Consider the following 21,293-nt stretch of genomic DNA (forward strand, 5'->3'; position numbering starts at 1 on the left):
CCGGCGTCTCAATAGGCGCTCAGCAGATCGACCTTGGCATTGGCGAGGATGAGGCGGCGCGCCAGCAGTGCGGAAAGATTGCGCATGATCTTCATCGAAATCTGCGGGTGGAGCTGACGATAGTCGGCAAAGCTGTCGATCGGTAGCTCGAGGCATTTGACCGGCGTGTCCGCCCAGACGTCGGCGCTGCGGTGGCGCTCGATGATCGCCATCTCGCCGAACTCCATCCCCGGCCCGAGGGAGGCAAGCCGCACGCCGCTCGGCAGCTTCACGCTCACCATCCCGCTTTGCAGGAAGAACAACGAATTGGCCGGCTCGCCGGCCACGACGATGCGTTGGCCGGCGTCGTAGCGGCGCGGCGTCGAGAGTTCGGCGAGCGCAGCGATCTCCTCGGGCGCGAGATCGGCCAACAGCGCCTGCTCGCCGAGATGGGCGGTCTCCTTGGTCTCGGTGAAGCCGCCATAGCGGTAGATCAGTTGATCCTCGGCCCATTCAACGGCGTCGTCGAGCAGCGGAAAATGCCGCAACCGCTTCGGCTCTTCGATCTGCGCGCGGATCGTGGCCCAGACCGGCGACGTCGTCTCGACACCGGAGATGATCGTGGTGACACCGGAATTTCCGAGCGTGGCGATTTTCTCAGCCAGCAGCTGGGCGCCGGCTGCCGTGATGTCGGGCACGCGGTGGAAATCTAGGATCAGCAGCGGCGCGCCGGGCGGCTCGCTGGACAGCCGGCGAGTGACGTAGTCGATCGACGCGAAGTTGAGCGCCCCCACCAGCTCGATGACGCGGGTGTCACTGTGGCGGTCATCGAGGATCTGCTGTTCGTGCGGCTGGCGGCTGCGGCGGGAGGTGATGCCGAAGATGTCGTAGTCGGCGATGATGCAGGTGCGGACGTCGCCGCTGCGGTTGAGCATATGCAGATCAAATCGCGCCGACAGCGCCTCGCAAACCTTCAGGCCTCGCACGCTGTTGAAGTGCCCATCGAGCAGCGGCGAAAAGGTGCCGAGCCCCAATTGCGACGGGAGCGCTGCGACGATGCCGCCGCCGACCCCACTCTTGGCGGGCATTCCGACGCGATAGATCCACTCGCCGGCATAGTCGTACATGCCCGAGCTCGTCATCACCGACAGCGTGCGCGCGACGACATGCGGCGTCACCACCTGGACGCCGGTGACCGGATTGACGCCGCGATTGGCGAGCGTTGCGGCCATCACCGCGAGGTCGCGCGCGGTGACGAGAATTGCGCATTGCCGGAAATAGACATCGAGCACGGCATCGACGCCGTCCTGCAGCACGAGGTAGTTGCGCAGCAGCCAGGCGATCGCGCGATTGCGGTTGCCGGTCGCCGTCTCCGACGCATGGACCGCGTCGTCGACGTCGAGTTCGCGGCCGGCAAACTGGCCGAGCTTGTCCCGGATGCGCTCGAATGCGGCGCGGCCATCGACCTCGTGGATCAGCCCGGAGCAGGCAATCGCGCCGGCGTTGACCATCGGATTGAACGGCTTGTTGTCGTTGGTCAGCCGGATGGAGTTGAATGCCTCACCGCTCGGCTCGACGCCGATCGCCGACGCGACGCGCGCTTCGCCGACGAGATCGAGGGCCAGCGCAAACACGAACGCCTTCGAAACGGACTGGATGGTGAAAGGAGCGGCGCTGTCGCCGACTTCGTAGACATGGCCATCGATGGTGACGAGGCTGATGCCGAAATGCGCCGGGTTGGCCCGTTTCAGCTCCGGAATGTAGTCGGCGAGCGCGCCGGAATTGTCCGATTTGAATTCTTGGTGGCAGGAGGCCAGAAAACGTTGAAGTGGAGGCTCGGTGCCATATCCCGTTGTCCTGACGTCCGCATTCCCTCGAATAGGCCAGCCAGTCTGGACGTCCACGCTCTCACCTCAAATGGCGAGAAATAAGCAATCCTCATGCCATGCGCGGTCGTCCGAACGCTGCTGCGACATGCGTCATCCTGACGCTGCACCCCGCTTCCCTGCTTGTTGTGTCTGCCACCGCCGGTGGGCCCGTGGACGCCTAGGTTGTCTGCGCATCGGCGGGCCTGGTCTGCCGCAGAAACCGCGCGCAGATAAAGCCGAGCACGACCATCACGGCGGCGGCTGACACCAACGTCGCGGTCTTGCCGACGTGTTGCAGGCCGAAGCCGTAAGCGATCGGGCCGACGGTCTGGCCCATGAAGAAGAAGAACGAGTGCAGCGACAGCGCGGTGGCGCGCGCTTCGACCGACAGCTCGCTGGCGAACACCTGCAGGCAGCCGTGGATCATGTAGAAGCCGAGGCCCATCACCAGGAGGCCCGCCATCTGCAGCTTCCAGTGCGGCCCGAAGGCGACGCCGACCAATTGGATTGCAACCAGCGTCGCGCCGACGACCATCATGCCCCTCACCCCGATCCACGGCAGCAGGCGCGACACCGTCAGCGTGTAGAGCAATCCGCCGATCGCAAAGCCTGCGATCACGATGCCGGCGATCGACAGCGAGGTCTCGCCGAGCTCGAACAGGAACGAGGCGATGAAGGGAAACAGCCCGAGCACGCAGCAGCCTTCGATGAAGACCGCCGAGTAACAGATGCGGGCATTCGGATTGGTGAAGATGGTGCGATAACCGTGGCGAAGCGCCTTCAGGCTAGTGCGCGGCGGACGGTTCAGCGCGGCGCCGCGGAAGCCGGAGGCAACCGCCAGCGCGACGATGATCACGAGGCCGCCGAGAACCGCGAGCACGCCGCGCCAGCCGAGGAAGTCGCCGATCAGGCCGGATGCCGTGGCACCGAGCAGATTGCCGGTCATCGAGCCCGCCAGCGTTCGCCCGATCGCGAGCTGCCGCTTATCCGGACCGACCAGATCGCTGGTCAGCGACAGCGCCACCGGAAACACGCCGCCCGAGCCGACGCCGGCAAGGATGCGGGTCACGAACAGCATCGGAAACGAGGTCGAGAGCGCGCCGAGAATGTTGGCGACGCCGAGCAGTCCGAGGCAGATCGTCATCAGCCGCGCCTTGCCGAACAGGTCGGCAGCGGCGCCGATCGCCGGCTGCACCGCGGCAAAGGTAAAGGCGAACACCGCGGCAAAGCTCGCCGCCGTCGCGATGCTGACGCCGAAATCCTCAGCGACATGCGGCAGAACCGGATCCAGCGCGCGCACCGACAGGCTCGCTGCGAAGGTCGCCAGCGTGATCACGTTAAGGGCCTGCGGCATGCCGCTGGTTGCGGTCATGTCGTTGTCCGCCGGTCAGGCCGCCGTCTTGGCCAGCGCGTCGAACTGCATCAGCCGCTTGACGAGGGACTCGAAGTCGCGGAGCGGCACCATGTTGGGGCCGTCCGACGGCGCGTGATCCGGATCGGGATGGGTCTCGATGAACACGCCGGCGACGCCGACCGCGACCGCGGCGCGCGCCAGCACCGGCACGAATTCACGCTCACCGCCCGACGAGGTGCCCTTGCCGCCCGGCTGCTGCACCGAATGGGTGGCGTCGAAGATCACAGGCGCGCCGGTGGTGCGCGAAAGAATCGGCAGCGCGCGCATGTCCGAGACCAGCGTGTTGTAGCCGAACGACGCGCCGCGCTCGGTGACCAGCACATTGGCGTTGCCGGCGCCGGTGATCTTGCTGACCACATTGGCCATGTCCCACGGCGCCAGGAACTGGCCCTTCTTGACATTGACGACCCTGCCGGTCGCGGCCGCGGCCAGCAAGAGATCGGTCTGCCGGCACAGGAAGGCCGGGATCTGCAGCACGTCGACCGCCTGCGCCACTTCGGCGCATTGGGTCGCCTCATGCACGTCGGTCAGCACCGGCAGCCCGAGCGAAGACCGGATCTCGGCGAAGATAGGCAGCGCCTGCGCCAATCCGATGCCGCGCGCCGCCGTCGCGCTGGTGCGGTTCGCCTTGTCGAACGAGGTCTTGTACACCAGACCGATCTTGAGCCGCGCCGCGATCTCCTTCAGCGCGGACGCCACTTCAAGCGCGTGCGCGCGGCTCTCGAGCTGGCAGGGACCGGCGATGATCGAAATCGGCAAGGCATTGCCGAATTTGGCCGATCCGACGGCAACGATCGGCGCGGCGGCCTGCGCGGAAACCTGATTGGTCAAAATGCTGCATCCTTTTGCCGGCGACCATGCAGTCCCGCGCGGGACGGATCAAGCCATCCCGCACGATGAGGGGGTTGCGCTGACGCCGTGGGTGCGCCGTGCTAACACAATCCCGCCCAAACAGCGCCTATAAACTGGCGCGGAACAGATTCCCATGAGGAAGCCATGCGCATCCCGCTGATGATCGGAGCCGTCGCCGCCCTGTCGGCGATGTCGGGCCTCGCCTACGGCCAGACCAGCAGCCAGCCCGGGGTCGTCACCAGCGGCGCCACCGGCGTGACCGTCAATGGCAAGCCGGCGGCGCGCAGCGGCGATACCACCAGCAATGGCGGCCCGCTCGTCGAGGGCGTGCCCAACGTCCTGATCAACGGCAAGCCGGCGGTGGTCATGGGCGATCGCACGCATTGCGGCGGCAAGACGACCTCCGGCAGCCACGGCGTCTTCATCAACGGCAAGCCGATGGTGACCCAGGGCGATCAGACCTCGGGCTGCCTGCAATAGCGTCGCTGCAACTTTCCCTCCCCAAGGGACCGAGAAAAGATGCCTCCCCGTCATTGCGAGGAGCTCGCGACAAAATTGCGAAGCAATTTTGCGCTGAAGCGACGAAGCAATCCATCGCTCCGCATATGCAGTACGAATGGATTGCTTCGCTTCGCTCGCAATGACGGGAACATGGCCGCAGCGGGCGTCACTTGACCGACGAAAACGCCGTCGGCACCAGAAGCTGGTTGACGATGGTGAGAACGATCTGGCCGTCCTCCTCGGTCTTGGCGCGTGCGGCGATCCATTCCGGATCGGTCGCGAACGCGGTCCACTTCTTCTCGCGCTCGGCGAGCGATTCCCAGGCCAGCAGATAGGTCAGGTCCTGGTTGGATTCCCCGACCAGCGTCGTGAAGAAACCGGCCTGCCTGATGCCGTGCTTGTCCCAGAGCTTCAGCGTGATGGTCTCGAAGCGCTTGAGCAGCGCCGGCAGCCGTCCCGGCAGGCAGCGATAGACGCGGGTCTCGTAGATCATTGGCAGTCCTCCCAGATTTGTGTGCGGGCGGTTATAGCCAGCGCCTTCCGGACTGTCTTGAGGGGGTGACAACATGGCACCCCTGCTCGCGACAGGCAGCCATTTCCGCAATGTTGTTGCAATGTTACTTGCCCTAAAACCTGCCTTCAGGAGCTGGACCCACAAGGACATGCGGATACTGCTGGTTGAGGATGAGGCCGAAATGGCGGCGGCGCTGTCACAGGCGCTGAAGGGCTACGACATGGTGGTCGACCACGTGCCGAACCTTGCCGAGGCCGAGGAAGCGATCTGTGCCGACGTGCATGGCGCGGTCCTGCTCGACCGCCAGCTTCCGGACGGCGACGGCCTCACGCTGATCCCGAAGCTGCGCGCCAAGGCCGACGGCGTGCCGATCATCGTGCTGACCGCGCGCGGCGATCTCACCGACCGCATCACTGGCCTCGACAGCGGCGCCGACGACTATCTGGCCAAGCCGTTCGCGGTCGAGGAGCTGATGGCGCGGCTGCGCGCCGTGCTGCGCCGCCCCGCCGGCCTGCAGCTCGAGATCATCAGGGCCGGCCGGGTGGCGTTCGATTGCGGCCATCGCGAGGCCAGTGTCGACGGCCGTCCGCTCGAGCTGCCGCGGCGCGAGCTGCTGGTGCTGGAGACGCTGCTGCGCCGCATGGGCCGCACCGTGCTGCGCGCGACGCTGGAGGAAGCGGTCTACAATTTCGAGGACGAGATCCAGTCCAACGCGCTCGACGCGCACGTCTCGCGGTTGCGCCGCAAACTCGCGGACGCCAACGCCGGCGTCGAGATCCACAGCATCCGCGGCGTCGGCTATCTCTTGAAGCAAACGTCATGAGCGAACAGGCCGAGCACTATTGCTTGCGCTCGCAACTGAGCTGGCGGCTGGTGACGCTCCAGGCGCTGCTGCTTGCCATGCTGATCGTTTGCCTGATCAGCGCGTTGTGTGCCACCGGCTTCCTGATCGTTCCGCGCGATGAGGATCATGTGATTTCCATCGTGCAGGGCGCGGTCGCACGCGACGGCAAGGGCGAGCTGATTTTGCGCCCGACGGCCGAACTGCAAAAGCTTCGTGACGACACGCCCGACCTCTGGTTCCTAGTGCGCGACCGGCAAGGCCGATCGCTGACGGAAGGCGCCGTGCCGCCGGAATTTGCCAGGATCGGCGACGCGCTCGACCAGATCAGCCAGGCGCGGCTCGGCTGGCAGATGTTCGAGGATGATCCGCGCAAGCCGCCGGCGCGGCTGAAGCGCGTCAATTCCGACGCCGGCCCCGTGCAGGTGCTCACAGCGACGCAAGGGCCAATGTCGAGCGTCAAGACCGCGCTCGCCACGACGCTGGCATTCCTCGCCATTGCCCTGCCCGGCCTTTTCCTGATGGCATGCGCCACCTTCATCGCGACGCCGATGGTGGTGAAGCGCGCCTTCGCCGGTCTCGATACCACCGCCGACGAAGCGCGCCGCATCGATTTCCGCCAGCGCGGCAGCCGACTGTCGGCGGACCATCTGCCGCTCGAGGTAGCGCCGCTGGTGACCGCCATCAACGATGCGCTGAAACGGCTCGACGACGGCTATTCCCGGCACCAGCGATTCGTCGCCGACGCGGCGCATGAATTGCGCACGCCGATCGCGATCCTCAACACGCGGCTGGAGTCGCTGCCGCCAGGTCCGGAGAAAACCCGCCTGCTCGAGGATTCGGCGCGGCTTGCGACATTGGCCGAGCAACTGCTCGACATCCAGCGCTTCGACCAGTGCCGCAATCCGTTCGTCCGCGTCGATCTCGTCGCGGTCGCCCGCAATGTCGCGGCCGACCTCGCGCCGCTCGCGATCGCGGCCGGCTACGAGCTGTCGCTCGATACCGCAACCGATCGCGTCGAGACCTTGGGCGATCGCGCCGCGCTGGAGCGCGCGCTCACCAATCTGGTGCAGAACGCCATCCAGCATGGCGGCCGCCGCGGCACCATCACCATCCATGTCGGCAGCGCCGCGACGATCGACGTATCGGATGAAGGCGACGGCATTCCTCAGGATCAGCGCACGCGGATCTTCGATCCGTTCTATCGGCTCGCGCCGCTCGACCGCGGCGCCGGCCTCGGCCTCAACATGGTGCGCGAGATCGCAAGGCTGCACGGCGGTCACGTCTCCGTGCTCGACGGTCCGAAGGGCGGCGCGTGCTTTCGCCTCACCTTACCGCCGGCGCCGTTCGCGTCGTGACTGCCAAAGCGTTTTCGAGCGAAGCCTGTCCCGTACTCGATGCGGGACGGGCACCGGTTCGTGTGAAGGAAACGCGTCGAAACTAGTGTCCTGAACCAAAAGTTCATGGCATTTTATGCCTTGGCGGGCAGATTGTAAGCGCAGAAGCGTTCGATTGAGCCGAGAATGTCGTCAGCTGATTTGGTCCATCGGAACGGCATTGGGTCAGCGTTGTGATGGTCGATGAAGGAGGCAATCTCGGCCCGTAGCGCCGCCACACTGCGATAGATGCCGCGCCTAATCTTACGCTCGGTGATGAGTGCAAAGAAGCGTTCGACCTGATTGAGCCAGGATGAACTGGTTGGCGTCAGGTGGACGTGCCAGCGCGGCCTCTTTGCCAGCCAGTTGCGGATCAACGGCGTCTTGTGGGTTGCGTAATTGTCCATGACGAGGTGGACGTCCAGATCGTCTGGAACCGCAGCTTCGATCTCATCGAGAAACTTGCGGAACTCTTTGGCACGATGGCGTCCATAGCATTTGCCAATGACCCGGCCGGTTGCGACGTCGAGGGCGGCAAACAGCGAGGTGACGCCATGGCGTTTGTAGTCGTGACTACGGCGCGCCGGCTGGCCAGGTCGCATGGGCAGCATGGGCTGGCTGCGATCCAGCGCCTGGATTTGCGACTTCTCATCGACACACAGTACGATGGCGCGCTCGGGCGGAGCTACGTAAAGGCCGACGATGTCGCGAACCTTGGCGACGAAGTCGGGGTCGGTTGAGAGCTTGAAGGTCTCCAACCGATGCGGCTGCAAGCCGAAAGCGCGCCATATACGCTGTACTGTTGAGACTGACAGCCCGCTGGCCCGCGCCATGCTGCGCGAACTCCAGTGGGTGGCCCCGGGAGGCTGGGTCTCAAGGGTGCGAACGATCACCGCCTCGATCCGGGCATCCTCAATCGTGCGTGGCGTCCCCGATCGCGGCTCGTCCCAAAGACCTTCAAGCCGATGCTCGGAGAACCGCCGCCGCCATTTGCCGACCGTGTCGGGATCGACAGCCAAACGGGCCGCCACGACCTTGCTCTGCTCGCCCTCAGCACAGGCCAGGACGATCCGAGCCCGCAGTGCCAACGCCTGAGCAGTGCTTCGACGCGACGCCAACGATGTCAACTCAGCACGTTCCACCTCATCAAGCTCCAGCGGAGCAAAGCGCCGACCCATCGCCAATCCTCCCCAAATCAGGAGAGTCCGCTATCATCGAGTCGATTTGGAGTCCGCCGAACTTTTGATTCAGGACACTAGAGTCCATTCCGATTCAATCGGAACGGGGCTCTCGCGCAATGTTGTCGCAATGCAGCTCCCGCAAACAAGGCGTCACGCTTCGCATCTGAGTCGAAGCGCCGCGACACTTTGCTGGGAATCCCAATGTCACATGATCTGCTGTCTTTCTTCACGGCGTGGATGGCGGCCCCCGGCCGCGTCGGCGCCATCGCGCCGTCGGGCGCCGCGCTCGCCGAACTGATCACGCGCGACATCAGCGCCGACACCGGCCCGGTGCTCGAGCTCGGTCCGGGCACGGGCGCGTTCACCTATCAGCTGTTGAAGCGCGGCGTGCGCCAGCAGGATCTGACGCTGATCGAATACGGCTCGGATTTCATGCGGCTGTTGCAGCTGCGCTTTCCCGGCGCGCGCGTGCTGTGGATGGACGCGGCGCGCCTCGCCTCTGAGCGGCTCTACGATGGCGCGCCGGTCGGCGCCGTCGTCAGCGGACTGCCGCTGCTCAACATGTCGCCGCGCAAGGTCATCTCGATCGTCGGCGGCGCGTTCAGCTATCTACGTCCCGGCGGCGCGTTCTATCAATTCACCTACGGCATGCGCTGTCCGGTGCCGCGGCCGATCCTCGACCGACTCGGCCTGCGCGCCACGCTGGTCGATCGCGCCATCCTCAACGTGCCGCCGGCCGCGGTCTACCGGCTGACGCGACGCCCGCAATACAAGCTGATGACGCGCGACGGCACGCCGGCGGCTGGTGCAAACGTTTCACCGATCAAGAAAGAACGCCGGACCAGCGAGGACTGCGCCGTGTAGCGGCGCAGCTGACGGCCGCTCAGCTAAACCAGCCGGCTCTGCTTGGCTGCCGCCTCGATGAACGACGCGAAGAGGGGATGCGGTTCAAAGGGCCGCGATTTCAGCTCGGGATGGAACTGGACGCCGATGAACCAGGGATGGTCCTCGTACTCCACGATCTCCGGCAGTACGCCGTCGGGCGACATGCCGGAGAAGCGCAGGCCGTGCTGCTCGAGGCGGTCCTTGTAGGCGGTGTTGACCTCGTAGCGATGGCGGTGCCGCTCGGAGATCTCGGTCGCGCCGCCATAGACCTGCGAGACGCGACTGCCGCGGTTCAGCGCCGCGGGATAGGCCCCTAGCCGCATCGTGCCGCCGAGATCGCCGCTCTGCGAGCGCTTCTCGAGCTCGTTGCCGCGCAGCCATTCCGTCATCAGGCCGACCAGCGGCTCCTTGGTCGGGCCGAACTCGGTCGAGTTGGCGTCCTCGATGCCGACCAGATTGCGCGCCGCCTCGATCACCGCCATCTGCATGCCGAAGCAGATGCCGAAATACGGCACGTCACGCTCGCGCGCGAACTGCGCCGCGCGGATCTTGCCCTCGGCGCCGCGCTGGCCGAAACCGCCGGGCACCAGGATGCCGTTGACGTGTTCGAGGAACGGCGCCGGGTCCTCGTTCTCGAACACCTCGCTCTCGATCCAGTCGAGATTGACCTTCACCTTGTTGGCGATGCCGCCGTGCGACAGCGCCTCGATCAGCGATTTGTAGGCGTCCTTCATGCCGGTGTATTTGCCGACGATGGCGATCGTCACCGCACCTTCCGGATTGCGGACGCGCTCGTTGATGACGTGCCAGCTCTGCAGCGCCGGCGGAATCTTCGCGGTGATGCCGAACGCGGCCAGCACCTCGTCGTCGAGGCCGGCGGCGTGATAGGCCTCCGGCACGGCGTAGATGTTGTCGACGTCGCGCGCCTCGATCACGGCGCTCTCGCGCACGTTGCAGAACAGGCCGAGCTTGCGCCGCTCCTCCTTGGGGATTTCGCGGTCGGTGCGGCACAGCAGGATGTCCGGCTGGATGCCGATCGAGCGCAGCTCCTTCACCGAGTGCTGCGTCGGCTTTGTCTTGAGTTCGCCGGCACTTGGAATGTACGGCAGAAGCGTCAGGTGAATGTAGACGGCGTGATCGCGCGGCAGTTCGTTCTTGAGCTGGCGGATCGCCTCGAAGAACGGCAGGCCCTCGATGTCGCCGACGGTACCGCCGATCTCGACCAGCACGAAATCGAACTCGTCGTTACCCGACAGCACGAATTCCTTGATCGCATTGGTGACGTGCGGAACCACCTGGATAGTGGCGCCGAGATAATCGCCGCGGCGCTCCTTGGTGATGATGTCCTGGTAGATTCGCCCGGTCGTGATGTTGTCGGCCTTGGTGGCCGGACGACCGGTGAAACGCTCGTAATGGCCGAGATCGAGATCGGTCTCGGCGCCGTCGTCGGTCACGAACACTTCGCCGTGCTGATACGGCGACATCGTTCCGGGATCGAGGTTGAGATAGGGATCGAGCTTGCGAAGGCGGACTTTGTAGCCTCTGGCCTGCAGCAGAGCGCCGAGCGCCGCTGAAGCCAGACCCTTGCCGAGCGAGGAGACCACGCCGCCGGTGATGAATATGTACCGCGCCATGGGACTTTACCTTTAATCCGACTCCGGCGATTCGCAAAACGAATCGGCTGTTCCCGGCAAACAATTCGCCGGGCTGTGGGTTGCATCAAACTGGAAGCGATTTCAGAGCATTGATGGGGGTTTCTGATGCAGGATGCCAGCGGGGCATCCTGCATGGCCACCCTGCTTTATTGCGACCGTGGCGCCTGCGGGCCGCTCGGGGCCTGCTGCCCCTGCTGCTCGTCGGCCTTCTTCAGCGAATCGAGGATGCCGCCCGAGGTCGGTGCGTTCATCGGCGTGCCGCCGGCCGGCTGCGTCTGTGCCGGTGCGCCGGTGCCGACGATCGAGCTCGGCTTGCGGTCGTAGCCCGCGTACCAGGACAGGAACAGGCTGGTCACGAAGAAGCCCACCGCGAGGATCGCCGTGGTTCGCGTCAGCAAATTGGCGGTGCCGCGGCTCGACATGAAGCCGGCGCCGCCTCCCATGCCAAGGCCACCGCCTTCGGATTTCTGCAACAGCACGGCGCCGATCATGACGGCGACAATCATGAGGTGGACAATGATAACGACAGTCTGCATCGCAAGCCTTCCGTGACAAGCCGCCAAGCGGCCAGACAAACGGCGCTATCGGCTCTACGGTTTTCGTGAAGTCGCGCCCTGTTACACGATTGCACCGGGCATTGTCACCCCCGAGATAGTCGCACTGTCGACGATCACAAGCGGCGCCGATCGCGGCCCGGCCAGGCCTTGCCGGGAATCGGCAATTTCTACTATAGTAGACAGATGGATACTTTGGTAGACGATCTGAGCCAGCGCCTGGCGCAGCGGATCAGGCTCGAACGCGATGGCCGGGGCTGGTCGCTGGCCGACCTTGCCGAGCGCGCCGGGGTTTCGAAGGCGACGATCAGCAAGATCGAGCGCGCCGAGGTCAGCCCGACCGCGGTCGTGCTGGTGCGCCTCGCCTCGGCGTTCGACCTCACTTTGGCCGGCCTGATGTTGCGCGCCGAAGGCCAGGGCGAACGGCTGTCGCGCGCCGCCGCGCAACCGGCCTGGCGTGATCCGGAAACCGGCTATCTGCGCCGCCAGGTGTTCAGCCGTCCCGACCATCCGGTCGAGCTGGTGCGGGTCGAGCTGCCGCCGAAGCAGACCGTGACCCTGCCCGCCTCCTCCTACGCGCATATCCGCCAACTGGTCTGGGTGCTCAGCGGCAGCCTCGTCATCACCGAAGGCGGCGCACGCCACGTGCTCGCCGCCGGCGATTGCCTCGGATTCGGCCCGCCGGCAGAGACGACCTTCGCCAACGAGACCAACGCCTCCTGCACCTATGTGGTCGCCCTGGCCCGGAGCTGATGCATGCCGCAGTTTTCGATCAAGCCACTCGCCGATGAGCCCGGGATTCGCAGCGCGCTCAGCGAATTGTTGATCGAGACCGTCGCCAGCGGCGGCTCGGTGAGCTTCATGCATCCGCTGTCGCCGGATGACGCCGATGCATTCTGGCAGGACTCGCTCGGCGCCGCCACGCGTGGCGAGCGCATCGTGCTCGGTGCATTCACCGGCAATGATCTGATCGGCACCGTGACGCTTCTGCTCAACCTGCCGCCCAACCAGCCGCATCGGGCGGAAATTGCAAAGATGATGACACGCGTCGCCCATCGCCATCGCGGCGTCGCGACGGAATTGATGCGCACGGTCGAGCAGCTTGCGATCGCGCACGGCCGCACGCTGCTGGTGCTCGACACCGCCGAAGAGGATGGCGCCGCGCCACTCTATGAAGGACTGGGATTTCAGCTCACCGGCATCATCCCCGACTACGCGCTGAAGCCGCATGGCGGCCTCACCGGGACGATGATCTACTGGAAGCGGATCGGGGCGGCGGCAGCCTGAATCCGTAGCCAAGCAGAGATGCCGATGGCAACTGTCTGCGCAACACTGCCAATCCCATCACCCTGAGGAGCGCCAACGGGTCCGCGCAAAGCGCGGCCCGATGACAGGCTCCGCGCGTCTCGAAGGGTCGACGGCCACCAGCTGGGCCGTCGATCCTTCGAGACGGCCGCGTTGCGGCCTCCTCAGGATGACGGTGTGAGAGCTCGGTGCGAAAGGGGCAGCCCTAACACCCCGCAGCGATCGCCAAAAAGTCCGACGCCTTCAGGCTGGCGCCGCCGACCAGGGCGCCGTTGACGTTGGCGACCGCCATCAGCTCGGCCGCGTTCGACGGCTTGACCGAGCCGCCATAGAGGATCCTGATCCTGTTTCCCTCGCCCTTGAAGCGATCGGTGAGCTGACCTCGGATAAACCTATGAATTTCCTCGACATCCTTGGCGGTCGGGGTCAGGCCGGTGCCGATCGCCCAGACCGGCTCATAGGCCACCACCAGGTTGGCCGCGGTCGAGCCGTCGGGCAGCGAGCCCGCAAGCTGGGTACCGCAGACATCGAGCGTCTTGCCGGCGTCGCGCTGCTCGCGCGTCTCGCCGATGCAGACGATCGCGGTCAACCCGGCGCGCCAGACGGCCTCCGCCTTCTGCCGAATCAAGGCGTCGGTCTCGCCGTGGTCGGCGCGCCGCTCGGAATGGCCGACGATGATCGCGACCGCGCCGAGATCCCTGAACATCTCCGCCGAGAGATCACCGGTGTGGGCGCCCGATGCCTTGGGATGGCAATCCTGGGCGCCGACCGCGACCTTCGAGCCGCGCGCCTTGTCAGCGAACGCCCCGACCAATGTCGCGGGCGGACAGACCAGGAGATCAGCCTTCCCGGCGACATCGCCGGCGCCCGCCAGCATCGCGTCGAACTCGACAAAAGAGGATTTCAGGCCGTTCATTTTCCAGTTGCCGGCGATCAGCGGCCGGATGGCGTCCGTCATGTCGGATTTCCCATCGTTCAAGCGTGTCCCTGCGCTACCAGAGCCGGGCGGCGACTTCCAGAGCGCGGCTTCGCGCACACCGTGCGACGCTTCCACCCGCGCGGCCAAGGTTGCGGGGGCGCTTCGGCCACTTTATGATGGGTTTTCAATCCGGTGACGCCCTGCTGCGGGACAAAAGCCTCGACTTTCAGCTCCCCATTGGGCACGACCCGGTTCCCCTCCTGTAAAACAAGTTGGACCCATGCTTCGAGGAATGCGGAAAGCCTCATCAAACTGGCTCGGCAAGACGATTATGGCCGTGGTGATGGGCGTTTTGATCGTCAGTTTCGGAATTTGGGGCATTGCCGACATTTTCAAGGGGTTTGGCCAGTCGACCTTCGCCAAGGTGGGCGGGACCGAGATTTCGGCCGAGCAGTTCCGCCAGATCTATACCGACCGCCTGCAGCAGCTTGGCCGCCAGTTCGGCCGCCCGCTGACGCCGGACCAGGCGCGCGCCTTCGGCATCGACCGCCAGGTGCTGCAGCAGACGCTTGCGGAAGCCGCGATGGACGAGGAAGCACGCCGCATGGGCCTCAATGTGTCCGACGCCGAGGTGCTGCGCGCGATCTACAACGATCCGAACTTCAAGGGCCTCAACAACCAGTTCGACCCGCAGCGTTTCCAGGCCGTGATCCGCAACTATGGCTATACCGAAGGTCGCTACATCGCCGAGCAGCGCCGCGTAGGCCTCAGGCGGCAGATCGCCGGCACCATCTCGTCCGGGATCGAGCCGCCGAAATCTCTGGTCGAGGCGCTGACCCGGTTCCAGAACGAGCAGCGTTCGATCGACTACATCACGCTCGGCGCCGCGCAGGCCGGAACCATCGATCCGCCCTCGCCCGAGGCGCTCGCCGCCTATTTCGAGGACCACAAGGCCCAGTTCCGCGCGCCCGAATACCGCAAGATCTCCTTCGTCGCCATCACGCCCGAGGAGATCGGCAAGTGGGAAACGGTGTCGGACGAGGACGCCAGGAAGATCTTCGAGGAGCGCAAGGACCGGCTCAGCACGCCGGAGAAGCGCGAGGTCTCGCAGATCGTGTTTCCGGACGCCGGCGAGGCGCAGGCCGCGCGCGGGCGGATCGCGTCGGGCACGTCGTTCGACGACATCGCCAAGGAGCGCAACCTCAATCTGGCCGACGTCAATCTCGGGCTGGTCGCGAAGTCGGCGATCCTCGACCCTGCCGTCGCCGATGCCGCCTTCTCCCTGCCCGCAGGCGAAGTCAGCCAGCCGGTGCAGGGCCGCTTCGGTGTCGCGCTGGTCAAGGTCGGCAAGGTCGAGCCCGGCGCGACCCCGAGCTATGAGAGCCTCGCCCAGCAGGTGAAGAACGAGATCGCCTCCGAGCGCGCCCGCACCAAGGTCGCCGACCTGCGCGACAAGATGGAAGACGAACGCGGCGGCGGCGCCAGCGTCGTCGAAGCCGCACAGAAGCTGAAGCTGACGCCCGTCACCATCGACGCGGTCGATCGCTCCGGGCGGCTGCCGAACGGCCAGGTCGCGACCAACATCCCGCGCGGCCTCGACGTGGTGTCGCAGGCCTTCAACAGCGACGTTGGCGTCGACAACGACCCGATCCAGTTCAACGGCGGCTATGTCTGGTACGACGTGCTCGGCATCACGCCGTCGCGCGAACGCAGCCTCGACGAGGTTCGCGATCAGGTCGAGGCCAAGTGGCGCGAAGACCAGATCTCCACCAAGCTGCGCGCCAAGGCGACCGAGATCGTCCAGAAGCTCGACAGCGGCGCCAAGCTCGCCGACGAAGCCGCCGCTGCCGGCGTCAAGGTCGAAACCGCGGCGAATTTCAACCGCGAGGCCTCGCTGCCTGCCGTGCCGGCAGGCGTGATTGCGGCCGCATTCCGGACCGCCAAGGACGGCGATGGACAGACTTCCGTCGCCGGCGGCAGTCAGTGGGTGGTCTTCCGCGTCACCAACGTGACGGTGCCGCCGGTCGACTTCGCGTCCGACGCGGCCAAGCAGCTCACCGAGGCGCTGCGGCGGTCGCTCAGCGACGAGCAGGTCGCGCAATATGTCACGAAGATCGAGTCCGATATCGGCGTGACCATCAACCAGGCAGCCTTCGCACAGGTGACAGGCGCAAATAATTGAGCATGATCGGGACAGCGCGACGACGCGCTGCGCGGCGATCAAGCTCCAACAACAGACCCTGAGCCAGCGAATGGACGACCTGAAATCGATCATCGGAAAAGTCGCCACCGGCGCCACGCTGACGCGTGAAGAGGCCGCGTCCGCCTTCGACAGCATGATGTCGGGCGAAGCCACGCCCTCGCAGATGGGCGGGCTATTGATGGCACTGCGGGTGCGCGGCGAGACCGTCGAGGAGATCACCGGCGCCGTCACCGCGATGCGCGGCAAGATGCTGCCGGTCACGGCGCCGGCGGAGGCCGTCGACATCGTCGGCACCGGCGGAGACGGCTCCGGCTCGGTCAACGTCTCGACCTGCGCGGCCTTCATCGTGGCCGGCGCCGGCGTGCCTGTGGCGAAGCACGGCAACCGCGCATTGTCGTCGCGTTCGGGCGCCGCCGACGTGCTGGCCTCGCTCGGCGTCAAGCTCGATTTGACGCCCGAACAGGTGGGGCGCTGCGTCAAGGAAGCCGGCATCGGCTTCATGTTCGCGCCCGCGCATCATCCGGCGATGAAGAATGTCGGTCCGACCCGGGTCGAGCTCGCCACCCGCACCATCTTCAACCTGCTCGGGCCGCTGTCGAACCCGGCCGGCGTCAAGCGGCAGATGGTCGGCGTGTTCTCGCGGCAATGGGTGCAGCCGCTGGCGCAGGTGCTGAAGAACCTCGGCTCCGACAAGGTCTGGGTCGTGCATGGCTCCGATGGCCTCGACGAGATCACCCTCACCGGCCCGACCTTCGTTGCGACGCTCGAGAACGGCGAGATCAGGACATCAGAGGTGACGCCCGAGGATGCCGGCCTTGGCCGCGTCGGCGGCGAGGCGCTAAAGGGCGGTGACGCCGATGCCAATGCGATCGCGCTTTCCAGCGTGCTGCAGGGCAAGCCGAGCGCCTATCGCGACGTCGCCCTGCTCAACGCCGCCGCCGCGCTGATCGTGGCCGGCCGCGCCAAGGACCTCAAGGAAGGCGTCGCGATCGGCGCGCAGTCGCTCGATAGCGGCGCTGCCGCGGCGCGGCTGAAGCATCTGGTCGCGGTTTCGAACGGTTAAGCAAGGCGCCAAGCGATGTCGGACATCCTGACCAAGATCGAGGCCTACAAGCGCGAGGAGATCGCCGCCGCGAAGCGCGCCCATCCGCTCGCCGAGGTCGAGGCGCAGGCCAAATCGGCCTCGGCCCCGCGCGGCTTCGTCCGCGCCCTCAAGGACAAGCATGCGCGCGGCGACTACGCGCTGATCGCGGAAGTGAAGAAGGCCTCGCCCTCGAAGGGCTTGATCCGGGCCGACTTCGATCCGCCCGTGCTCGCGAAGGCCTATGAGGCCGGCGGCGCGGCCTGCCTGTCGGTGTTGACCGACGCGCCCTCGTTCCAGGGCCATCTCGACTTCATGGTTGCGGCCCGCGCGGCGACCAGCCTGCCGGTGCTGCGCAAGGATTTCATGTTCGACACCTATCAGGTAGCGGAAGCGCGCGCCCATGGCGCCGACTGCATCCTGATCATCATGGCCGCGCTCGACGACGCGGCGGCCGGGGAGATCGAGGACGCCGCGCTCGGCTATGGCATGGACGTGCTGGTCGAGATCCATGATCGCGCCGAGCTTGACCGTGCCTTGAAACTTCGCTCGCCGATGATCGGCGTCAACAACCGCAATCTGCGCACCTTCGAGACCACGCTCGCGACCAGCGAGGCGCTGGCGCCGCTGATCCCGCGCGACCGCCTGATGGTCGGCGAGAGCGGCATCTTCACGCCGGACGATCTCGCCCGGCTCGAACGGGTCGGGATGTCGACCTTCCTGGTCGGTGAAAGCCTGATGCGGCAGCAGGACGTCACCGCGGCCACCCGCGCCTTGCTGGCGCGGCAGGCCGCCCCGCGCGCCACCGCAACGCGCTGACGCAATGGCGCGGAACAGCAAGGGCAAGACCAAGGCCGAGCCGTCCGGCTCCGGCACCGCCCTCACCCATATCGACGCCAAGGGCGACGCGCGGATGGTCGATGTCTCGGCCAAGCCCGCGACCGAGCGGACCGCGGTCGCCGAAGGCCGCGTCGTGATGAGCAAGGCGACGCTGGCGCTGATCGAAACCGGCCAGGCCAAGAAGGGCGACGTGCTTGCGACGGCGCGCATCGCCGGCATCATGGCGGCGAAGCGGACCTCGGAATTGATCCCGCTCTGCCATCCACTGGCGCTGACCAAGGTCACGATCGAGATCACACCCGACCGCAAGCTGCCCGGCTGCATCGTCCGCGCCAGCGTCAAGGTGACGGGGCCGACCGGCGTCGAAATGGAGGCGCTGACCGCGGTCTCGGTCGCATGCCTGACGATCTACGACATGGTAAAGGCAGTCGATCGCGGCATCCGCATCGAGGGCATCCACCTCGTCGAGAAGATCGGCGGCAAGTCGGGGCACTATCGCGCCGGCGCTTGAATTTTTTGGCGCCCGACTACTCGAGGAAATCGCATATCTCGGCGACAAAACCGGGCCATGCAGGTTCGTCTGGAAGCAGAATATGATTGCGGCTTTCAAGCGGAACGAACCGCGCATCCGGAATAGCGTGCGCGAGTGCCAGGCCTTGATCGAACGGGACCAGTGCATCGTCGCGGCTGTGCATGACGAGTGCCGGCGCCGCGATGTGTTGCAGCGCCTCGGAAACGTCAATGTCGCCAAAGGCCAGGAATAGCGCCGCAGCGTTCTCCGGCGATGTTGAAATGCGCTGCACTTCGTTGAAGTCGCGCATTTGCTCCTGCGTCGCGTTTGGATGCACCAGCGAGGTGAAGACCTGACGGAATGCCGGGGTGTCTTTGCCCCACCCTTCCCGGATCAGAGTCGCGAGAGCTTCGCACCTGGCAATCTGGTCCGGAGCGCCCCGTTTGCGAAAACCGCGCGAGTATCCGCCGTGCAAGACGAGGCGCGCCACGCGATCGGGATGTCGCGCGGCATACGCGATGGCAACCGCAGCGCCCTGCGATATGCCGAACAAGGCGAAACGCTCCAGCGACAGTGCATCCACGACAGTCTCAAGGTCCTGCACGAGGGCCGCAAACGAGAAGTCGGCGACGCGCCAGTCGGACAAACCGTTACCGCGTTGATCGTATCGAACCAGTTTGTGCCGAGGAGCCAGTTGAGCGAAGAGCGGACTCGAAACCTCCATTTGCCAGTCATGCTCGACATGTGTCAGCCAGCTCGCCGTCTTGACGATGGGAGAACCTTGGCCAACGCTCGCCGCGGCAAGATGGACGCCATCCGCCGATTTGCAGAACGTGATCTCCTCGCGCAATCCAAGTTCCTTGGGCGGCCCCGACGCACCTCTTGGAAAACGGGGCGAGGCATGTTCTGAGGCTGCTCGTGTCTCCTCCTGCTGCACCTCACCGACAAAGCGGATTCCACGCCGCGCGGCTGTCCGAATATATCGCTGGTTGACGCCGTCATCCCCGACGGCGCGGCGAGCGGCGTTGATGCGGCTGGCTATCGTCGAGTCCGAGACGATCCGGCCGCACCAGACCGAGGTCACGAGATCATCTTTGGAAACAATCCGATGACGTTGCCGAACGAGGTACAGAAGCAGATCGAAGACCTGCGGTTCGATGGAAATTGTTTGAACGCCGCATTGCAGCTCGCGTCGCCCCGCATCCAGAACGTAGTCGCCGAACTTGAAGCGCATAAGGCCCCTCAGGGGTGAGCTTGGCTCGCATACAAATCACAAGCTTCTCAAGCGAAAATCAAGGCTTTCTGAAAGGCAATACCACGGTCGTTTGATAACGCTAAGGTCGGGATTTGGCTCGCCCCGCGCTCCGGAGCCATCCACGGCAGCAAGGGGAGAAGACATGAGCAAAATCCTGGTTTGCGGCGGCGGCGTGATCGGGTTGTGCGCGGCGATGATGCTTGGCCGCGACGGCCACCGCGTCACGGTGCTGGAGGCCGACCCCGAAGATCAACCTTCGACCTCCATCGAGGGCTGGGATTCGTGGCAACGCCCCGGGGTTGCCCAATTCAGACAACCCCATAGCCTCCATTCGCGATTTCGGATGATCAGCGATCGTGAACTGCCAGGGCTCACGGACGGCCTGCTTCGCGCCGGATGCGTCTGGGTGGATTATCTCGACTGTCAATTCCTTCCCCCAACGATCACGGACCGGGCGCCGCGTCCGGGCGATGAAGCGATGCGATGCATCGCCGGGCGCAGGCCGACCGTCGAATGGGCGGTGGCCGCGATGGCGCAAACGGCGCCGAACGTGACCATCCGCCGGGGCGTGAAGGTTCGCGAATTGATCACGGGCAGATCGGCCATGTCAGGGGTGTCGCATATCGCCGGGGTCCGCACGACGTCTGCCGAAGAGATCCGCGCCAATCTGGTCGTGGACGCCATGGGACGGGGGAGCCCGGCCCGCGAATGGATCCTCAATGCAGGTGGCCGCAGTCCGATCGAGGAAGCCGAAGATTGCAACTTCGTCTATTTCGGACGCTATTTCTCGGGGCGGCAACGGCCACGCAGGATGGGCAGCACACTCACGCCAATGGGCCTGGTCTCGATCCTGACGCTGGACGGAGACAACGACACCTGGTCGGTCACTCTGTATACCTCGTCGAAAAACAAGGCGATGCGCGCCTTGCGTGATCCGGTCACATTCCATCGCGTCGTGTCCGCGTGCCCGCAGCACGCCCACTGGCTCGATGGGGAGCCGATCACGCCAGTCCTTTTGCTGGCGGGAGTTCTCGACCGGTACCGGCGGTTCGTCGTCGACGACCGGCCCGTCGTCACGGGATTCGCCGCTGTCGGTGACGCGTGGGCCTGCACGAACCCGTCCGCCGGGCGGGGCTTGAGCGTCGGTCTTCTGCACGCGCAGCTGCTCCGCGATGTCGCGCGCCGGCATATCAACGATCCCGAAGCGTTCACCCGGGACTACGACGCGGAGACCGAACGCCAGGTCGGTCCGTTTTATCGAAACCAGATCGCCGCCGACCGCGCGCGCGTCGCCGAGATGAACGCGCTGGACGAAGGTTTGCCGATGCCGGCGCCCAATCCGGTCATGGCCAGGCTTCTTGCTGCCGCATCCCACGACGCCGATGTGTTTCGCGGCATGCTTGAAATCGCGATGTGCGTTGCACTGCCTCAGGAGGTCATCGCCAGACCGCATGTCGCGGCAAAGCTGGCCGAACTGGACGACCAGCCGTTGGCGTCGGCTCCCGGCATCATCGATCGACGTCGGATGGCAGCGCTGCTGGACGGCTGATCTTCGAACT

20 protein-coding genes are annotated in these 21,293 nt (G+C 65.5%); 11 read left to right on the top strand and 9 right to left on the bottom strand.

What is annotated here, in order from left to right:
- Window positions 1-8: 8 nt before the first annotated feature.
- The 3 genes from glsA to kdsA all read right to left on the bottom strand — a co-directional run bounded on the left by glsA (window position 9) and on the right by kdsA (window position 4,092).
- Entirely contained in the window at window positions 9-1,859 is a 1,851-nt protein-coding gene (gene glsA / locus ACVW1B_RS14385) for a glutaminase A (RefSeq protein WP_456823029.1), read from the bottom strand.
- A gap of 166 nt (window positions 1,860-2,025) precedes the next feature.
- Complete coding sequence (locus ACVW1B_RS14390) at window positions 2,026-3,219, bottom strand: MFS transporter (protein WP_456780469.1); 1,194 nt, start codon at window positions 3,217-3,219, stop codon at window positions 2,026-2,028.
- 15 nt (window positions 3,220-3,234) lie between these two features.
- Window positions 3,235-4,092 carry a 3-deoxy-8-phosphooctulonate synthase gene (gene kdsA / locus ACVW1B_RS14395; RefSeq protein WP_456792278.1) on the bottom strand — a complete coding sequence of 286 codons (858 nt, stop codon included), beginning with the start codon at window positions 4,090-4,092 and terminating at the stop codon, window positions 3,235-3,237.
- A 165-nt stretch (window positions 4,093-4,257) separates the two neighbouring features.
- Here kdsA and ACVW1B_RS14400 point away from each other — a divergent pair, with 165 nt between their 5' ends.
- Window positions 4,258-4,593 (top strand): PAAR domain-containing protein, encoded by a 336-nt coding sequence (locus tag ACVW1B_RS14400; protein WP_456780467.1) that lies wholly within the window; start codon window positions 4,258-4,260, stop codon window positions 4,591-4,593.
- A gap of 187 nt (window positions 4,594-4,780) precedes the next feature.
- On the opposite strand, the gene ACVW1B_RS14405 is transcribed toward ACVW1B_RS14400, so the two are convergent.
- Window positions 4,781-5,107 (bottom strand): NIPSNAP family protein, encoded by a 327-nt coding sequence (locus tag ACVW1B_RS14405; RefSeq protein ID WP_456780466.1) that lies wholly within the window; start codon window positions 5,105-5,107, stop codon window positions 4,781-4,783.
- A gap of 169 nt (window positions 5,108-5,276) precedes the next feature.
- Between ACVW1B_RS14405 and ACVW1B_RS14410 the strand changes: the two genes are divergently transcribed.
- Entirely contained in the window at window positions 5,277-5,951 is a 675-nt protein-coding gene (locus ACVW1B_RS14410) for a response regulator (protein WP_141342680.1), read from the top strand.
- The gene (locus ACVW1B_RS14415; protein WP_057016526.1) at window positions 5,948-7,327 is read left to right on the top strand and encodes a sensor histidine kinase; all 1,380 of its coding nucleotides are present in this window, start codon (window positions 5,948-5,950) and stop codon (window positions 7,325-7,327) included. The genes ACVW1B_RS14410 and ACVW1B_RS14415 overlap by 4 nt, the downstream gene beginning before the upstream one ends.
- Before the next feature lie 113 nt (window positions 7,328-7,440).
- Here ACVW1B_RS14415 and ACVW1B_RS14420 read toward each other — a convergent pair whose 3' ends face one another.
- A complete protein-coding gene (locus ACVW1B_RS14420; RefSeq protein WP_253604297.1) occupies window positions 7,441-8,523 on the bottom strand; it encodes an IS630 family transposase in 1,083 nt (360 codons plus the stop codon).
- Between the two features lie 204 nt (window positions 8,524-8,727).
- Here ACVW1B_RS14420 and ACVW1B_RS14425 point away from each other — a divergent pair, with 204 nt between their 5' ends.
- Window positions 8,728-9,390, top strand: a complete 663-nt coding sequence (locus ACVW1B_RS14425) for a class I SAM-dependent methyltransferase (protein WP_057016525.1) — start codon at window positions 8,728-8,730, stop codon at window positions 9,388-9,390.
- Between the two features lie 23 nt (window positions 9,391-9,413).
- Here the strand turns inward: ACVW1B_RS14425 and ACVW1B_RS14430 are convergent, their stop codons facing one another.
- Both ACVW1B_RS14430 and secG read right to left on the bottom strand, forming a co-directional pair.
- Window positions 9,414-11,045: a CTP synthase gene (locus ACVW1B_RS14430; protein ID WP_057016524.1), complete on the bottom strand. Its 1,632-nt coding sequence runs from the start codon at window positions 11,043-11,045 to the stop codon at window positions 9,414-9,416.
- 167 nt (window positions 11,046-11,212) lie between these two features.
- The gene (secG, locus tag ACVW1B_RS14435; protein ID WP_283061332.1) at window positions 11,213-11,602 is read right to left on the bottom strand and encodes a preprotein translocase subunit SecG; all 390 of its coding nucleotides are present in this window, start codon (window positions 11,600-11,602) and stop codon (window positions 11,213-11,215) included.
- Between the two features lie 204 nt (window positions 11,603-11,806).
- Between secG and ACVW1B_RS14440 the strand changes: the two genes are divergently transcribed.
- Window positions 11,807-12,373 carry a helix-turn-helix domain-containing protein gene (locus ACVW1B_RS14440; protein ID WP_456780463.1) on the top strand — a complete coding sequence of 189 codons (567 nt, stop codon included), beginning with the start codon at window positions 11,807-11,809 and terminating at the stop codon, window positions 12,371-12,373.
- Between the two features lie 3 nt (window positions 12,374-12,376).
- Window positions 12,377-12,907, top strand: a complete 531-nt coding sequence (locus ACVW1B_RS14445; protein ID WP_456780462.1) for a GNAT family N-acetyltransferase — start codon at window positions 12,377-12,379, stop codon at window positions 12,905-12,907.
- A gap of 223 nt (window positions 12,908-13,130) precedes the next feature.
- Here ACVW1B_RS14445 and tpiA read toward each other — a convergent pair whose 3' ends face one another.
- Window positions 13,131-13,883, bottom strand: coding sequence for a triose-phosphate isomerase (tpiA, locus tag ACVW1B_RS14450; protein ID WP_456821694.1), 753 nt, complete (start codon window positions 13,881-13,883; stop codon window positions 13,131-13,133).
- Window positions 13,884-14,124: 241 nt separating this feature from the next.
- Between tpiA and ACVW1B_RS14455 the strand changes: the two genes are divergently transcribed.
- From ACVW1B_RS14455 to moaC, 4 genes are all read left to right on the top strand, one after another.
- Window positions 14,125-16,026, top strand: coding sequence for a peptidyl-prolyl cis-trans isomerase (locus ACVW1B_RS14455; protein WP_456821695.1), 1,902 nt, complete (start codon window positions 14,125-14,127; stop codon window positions 16,024-16,026).
- A 70-nt stretch (window positions 16,027-16,096) separates the two neighbouring features.
- Complete coding sequence (gene trpD / locus ACVW1B_RS14460) at window positions 16,097-17,110, top strand: anthranilate phosphoribosyltransferase (protein WP_028334043.1); 1,014 nt, start codon at window positions 16,097-16,099, stop codon at window positions 17,108-17,110.
- Window positions 17,111-17,125: 15 nt separating this feature from the next.
- On the top strand, window positions 17,126-17,947 hold the full coding sequence (gene trpC / locus ACVW1B_RS14465; RefSeq protein ID WP_456792283.1) for an indole-3-glycerol phosphate synthase TrpC: 822 nt from the start codon (window positions 17,126-17,128) through the stop codon (window positions 17,945-17,947).
- Between the two features lie 4 nt (window positions 17,948-17,951).
- Window positions 17,952-18,479: a cyclic pyranopterin monophosphate synthase MoaC gene (moaC, locus tag ACVW1B_RS14470; protein ID WP_456792284.1), complete on the top strand. Its 528-nt coding sequence runs from the start codon at window positions 17,952-17,954 to the stop codon at window positions 18,477-18,479.
- 16 nt (window positions 18,480-18,495) lie between these two features.
- Here the strand turns inward: moaC and ACVW1B_RS14475 are convergent, their stop codons facing one another.
- On the bottom strand, window positions 18,496-19,713 hold the full coding sequence (locus ACVW1B_RS14475; protein WP_456821696.1) for an alpha/beta fold hydrolase: 1,218 nt from the start codon (window positions 19,711-19,713) through the stop codon (window positions 18,496-18,498).
- 163 nt (window positions 19,714-19,876) lie between these two features.
- On the opposite strand from ACVW1B_RS14475, the gene ACVW1B_RS14480 reads away from it, so the two are divergent.
- Complete coding sequence (locus tag ACVW1B_RS14480) at window positions 19,877-21,283, top strand: FAD-dependent oxidoreductase (RefSeq protein ID WP_456821697.1); 1,407 nt, start codon at window positions 19,877-19,879, stop codon at window positions 21,281-21,283.
- Window positions 21,284-21,293 lie beyond the last annotated feature (10 nt).

Source organism: Bradyrhizobium sp. USDA 4502, from assembly GCF_054063355.1.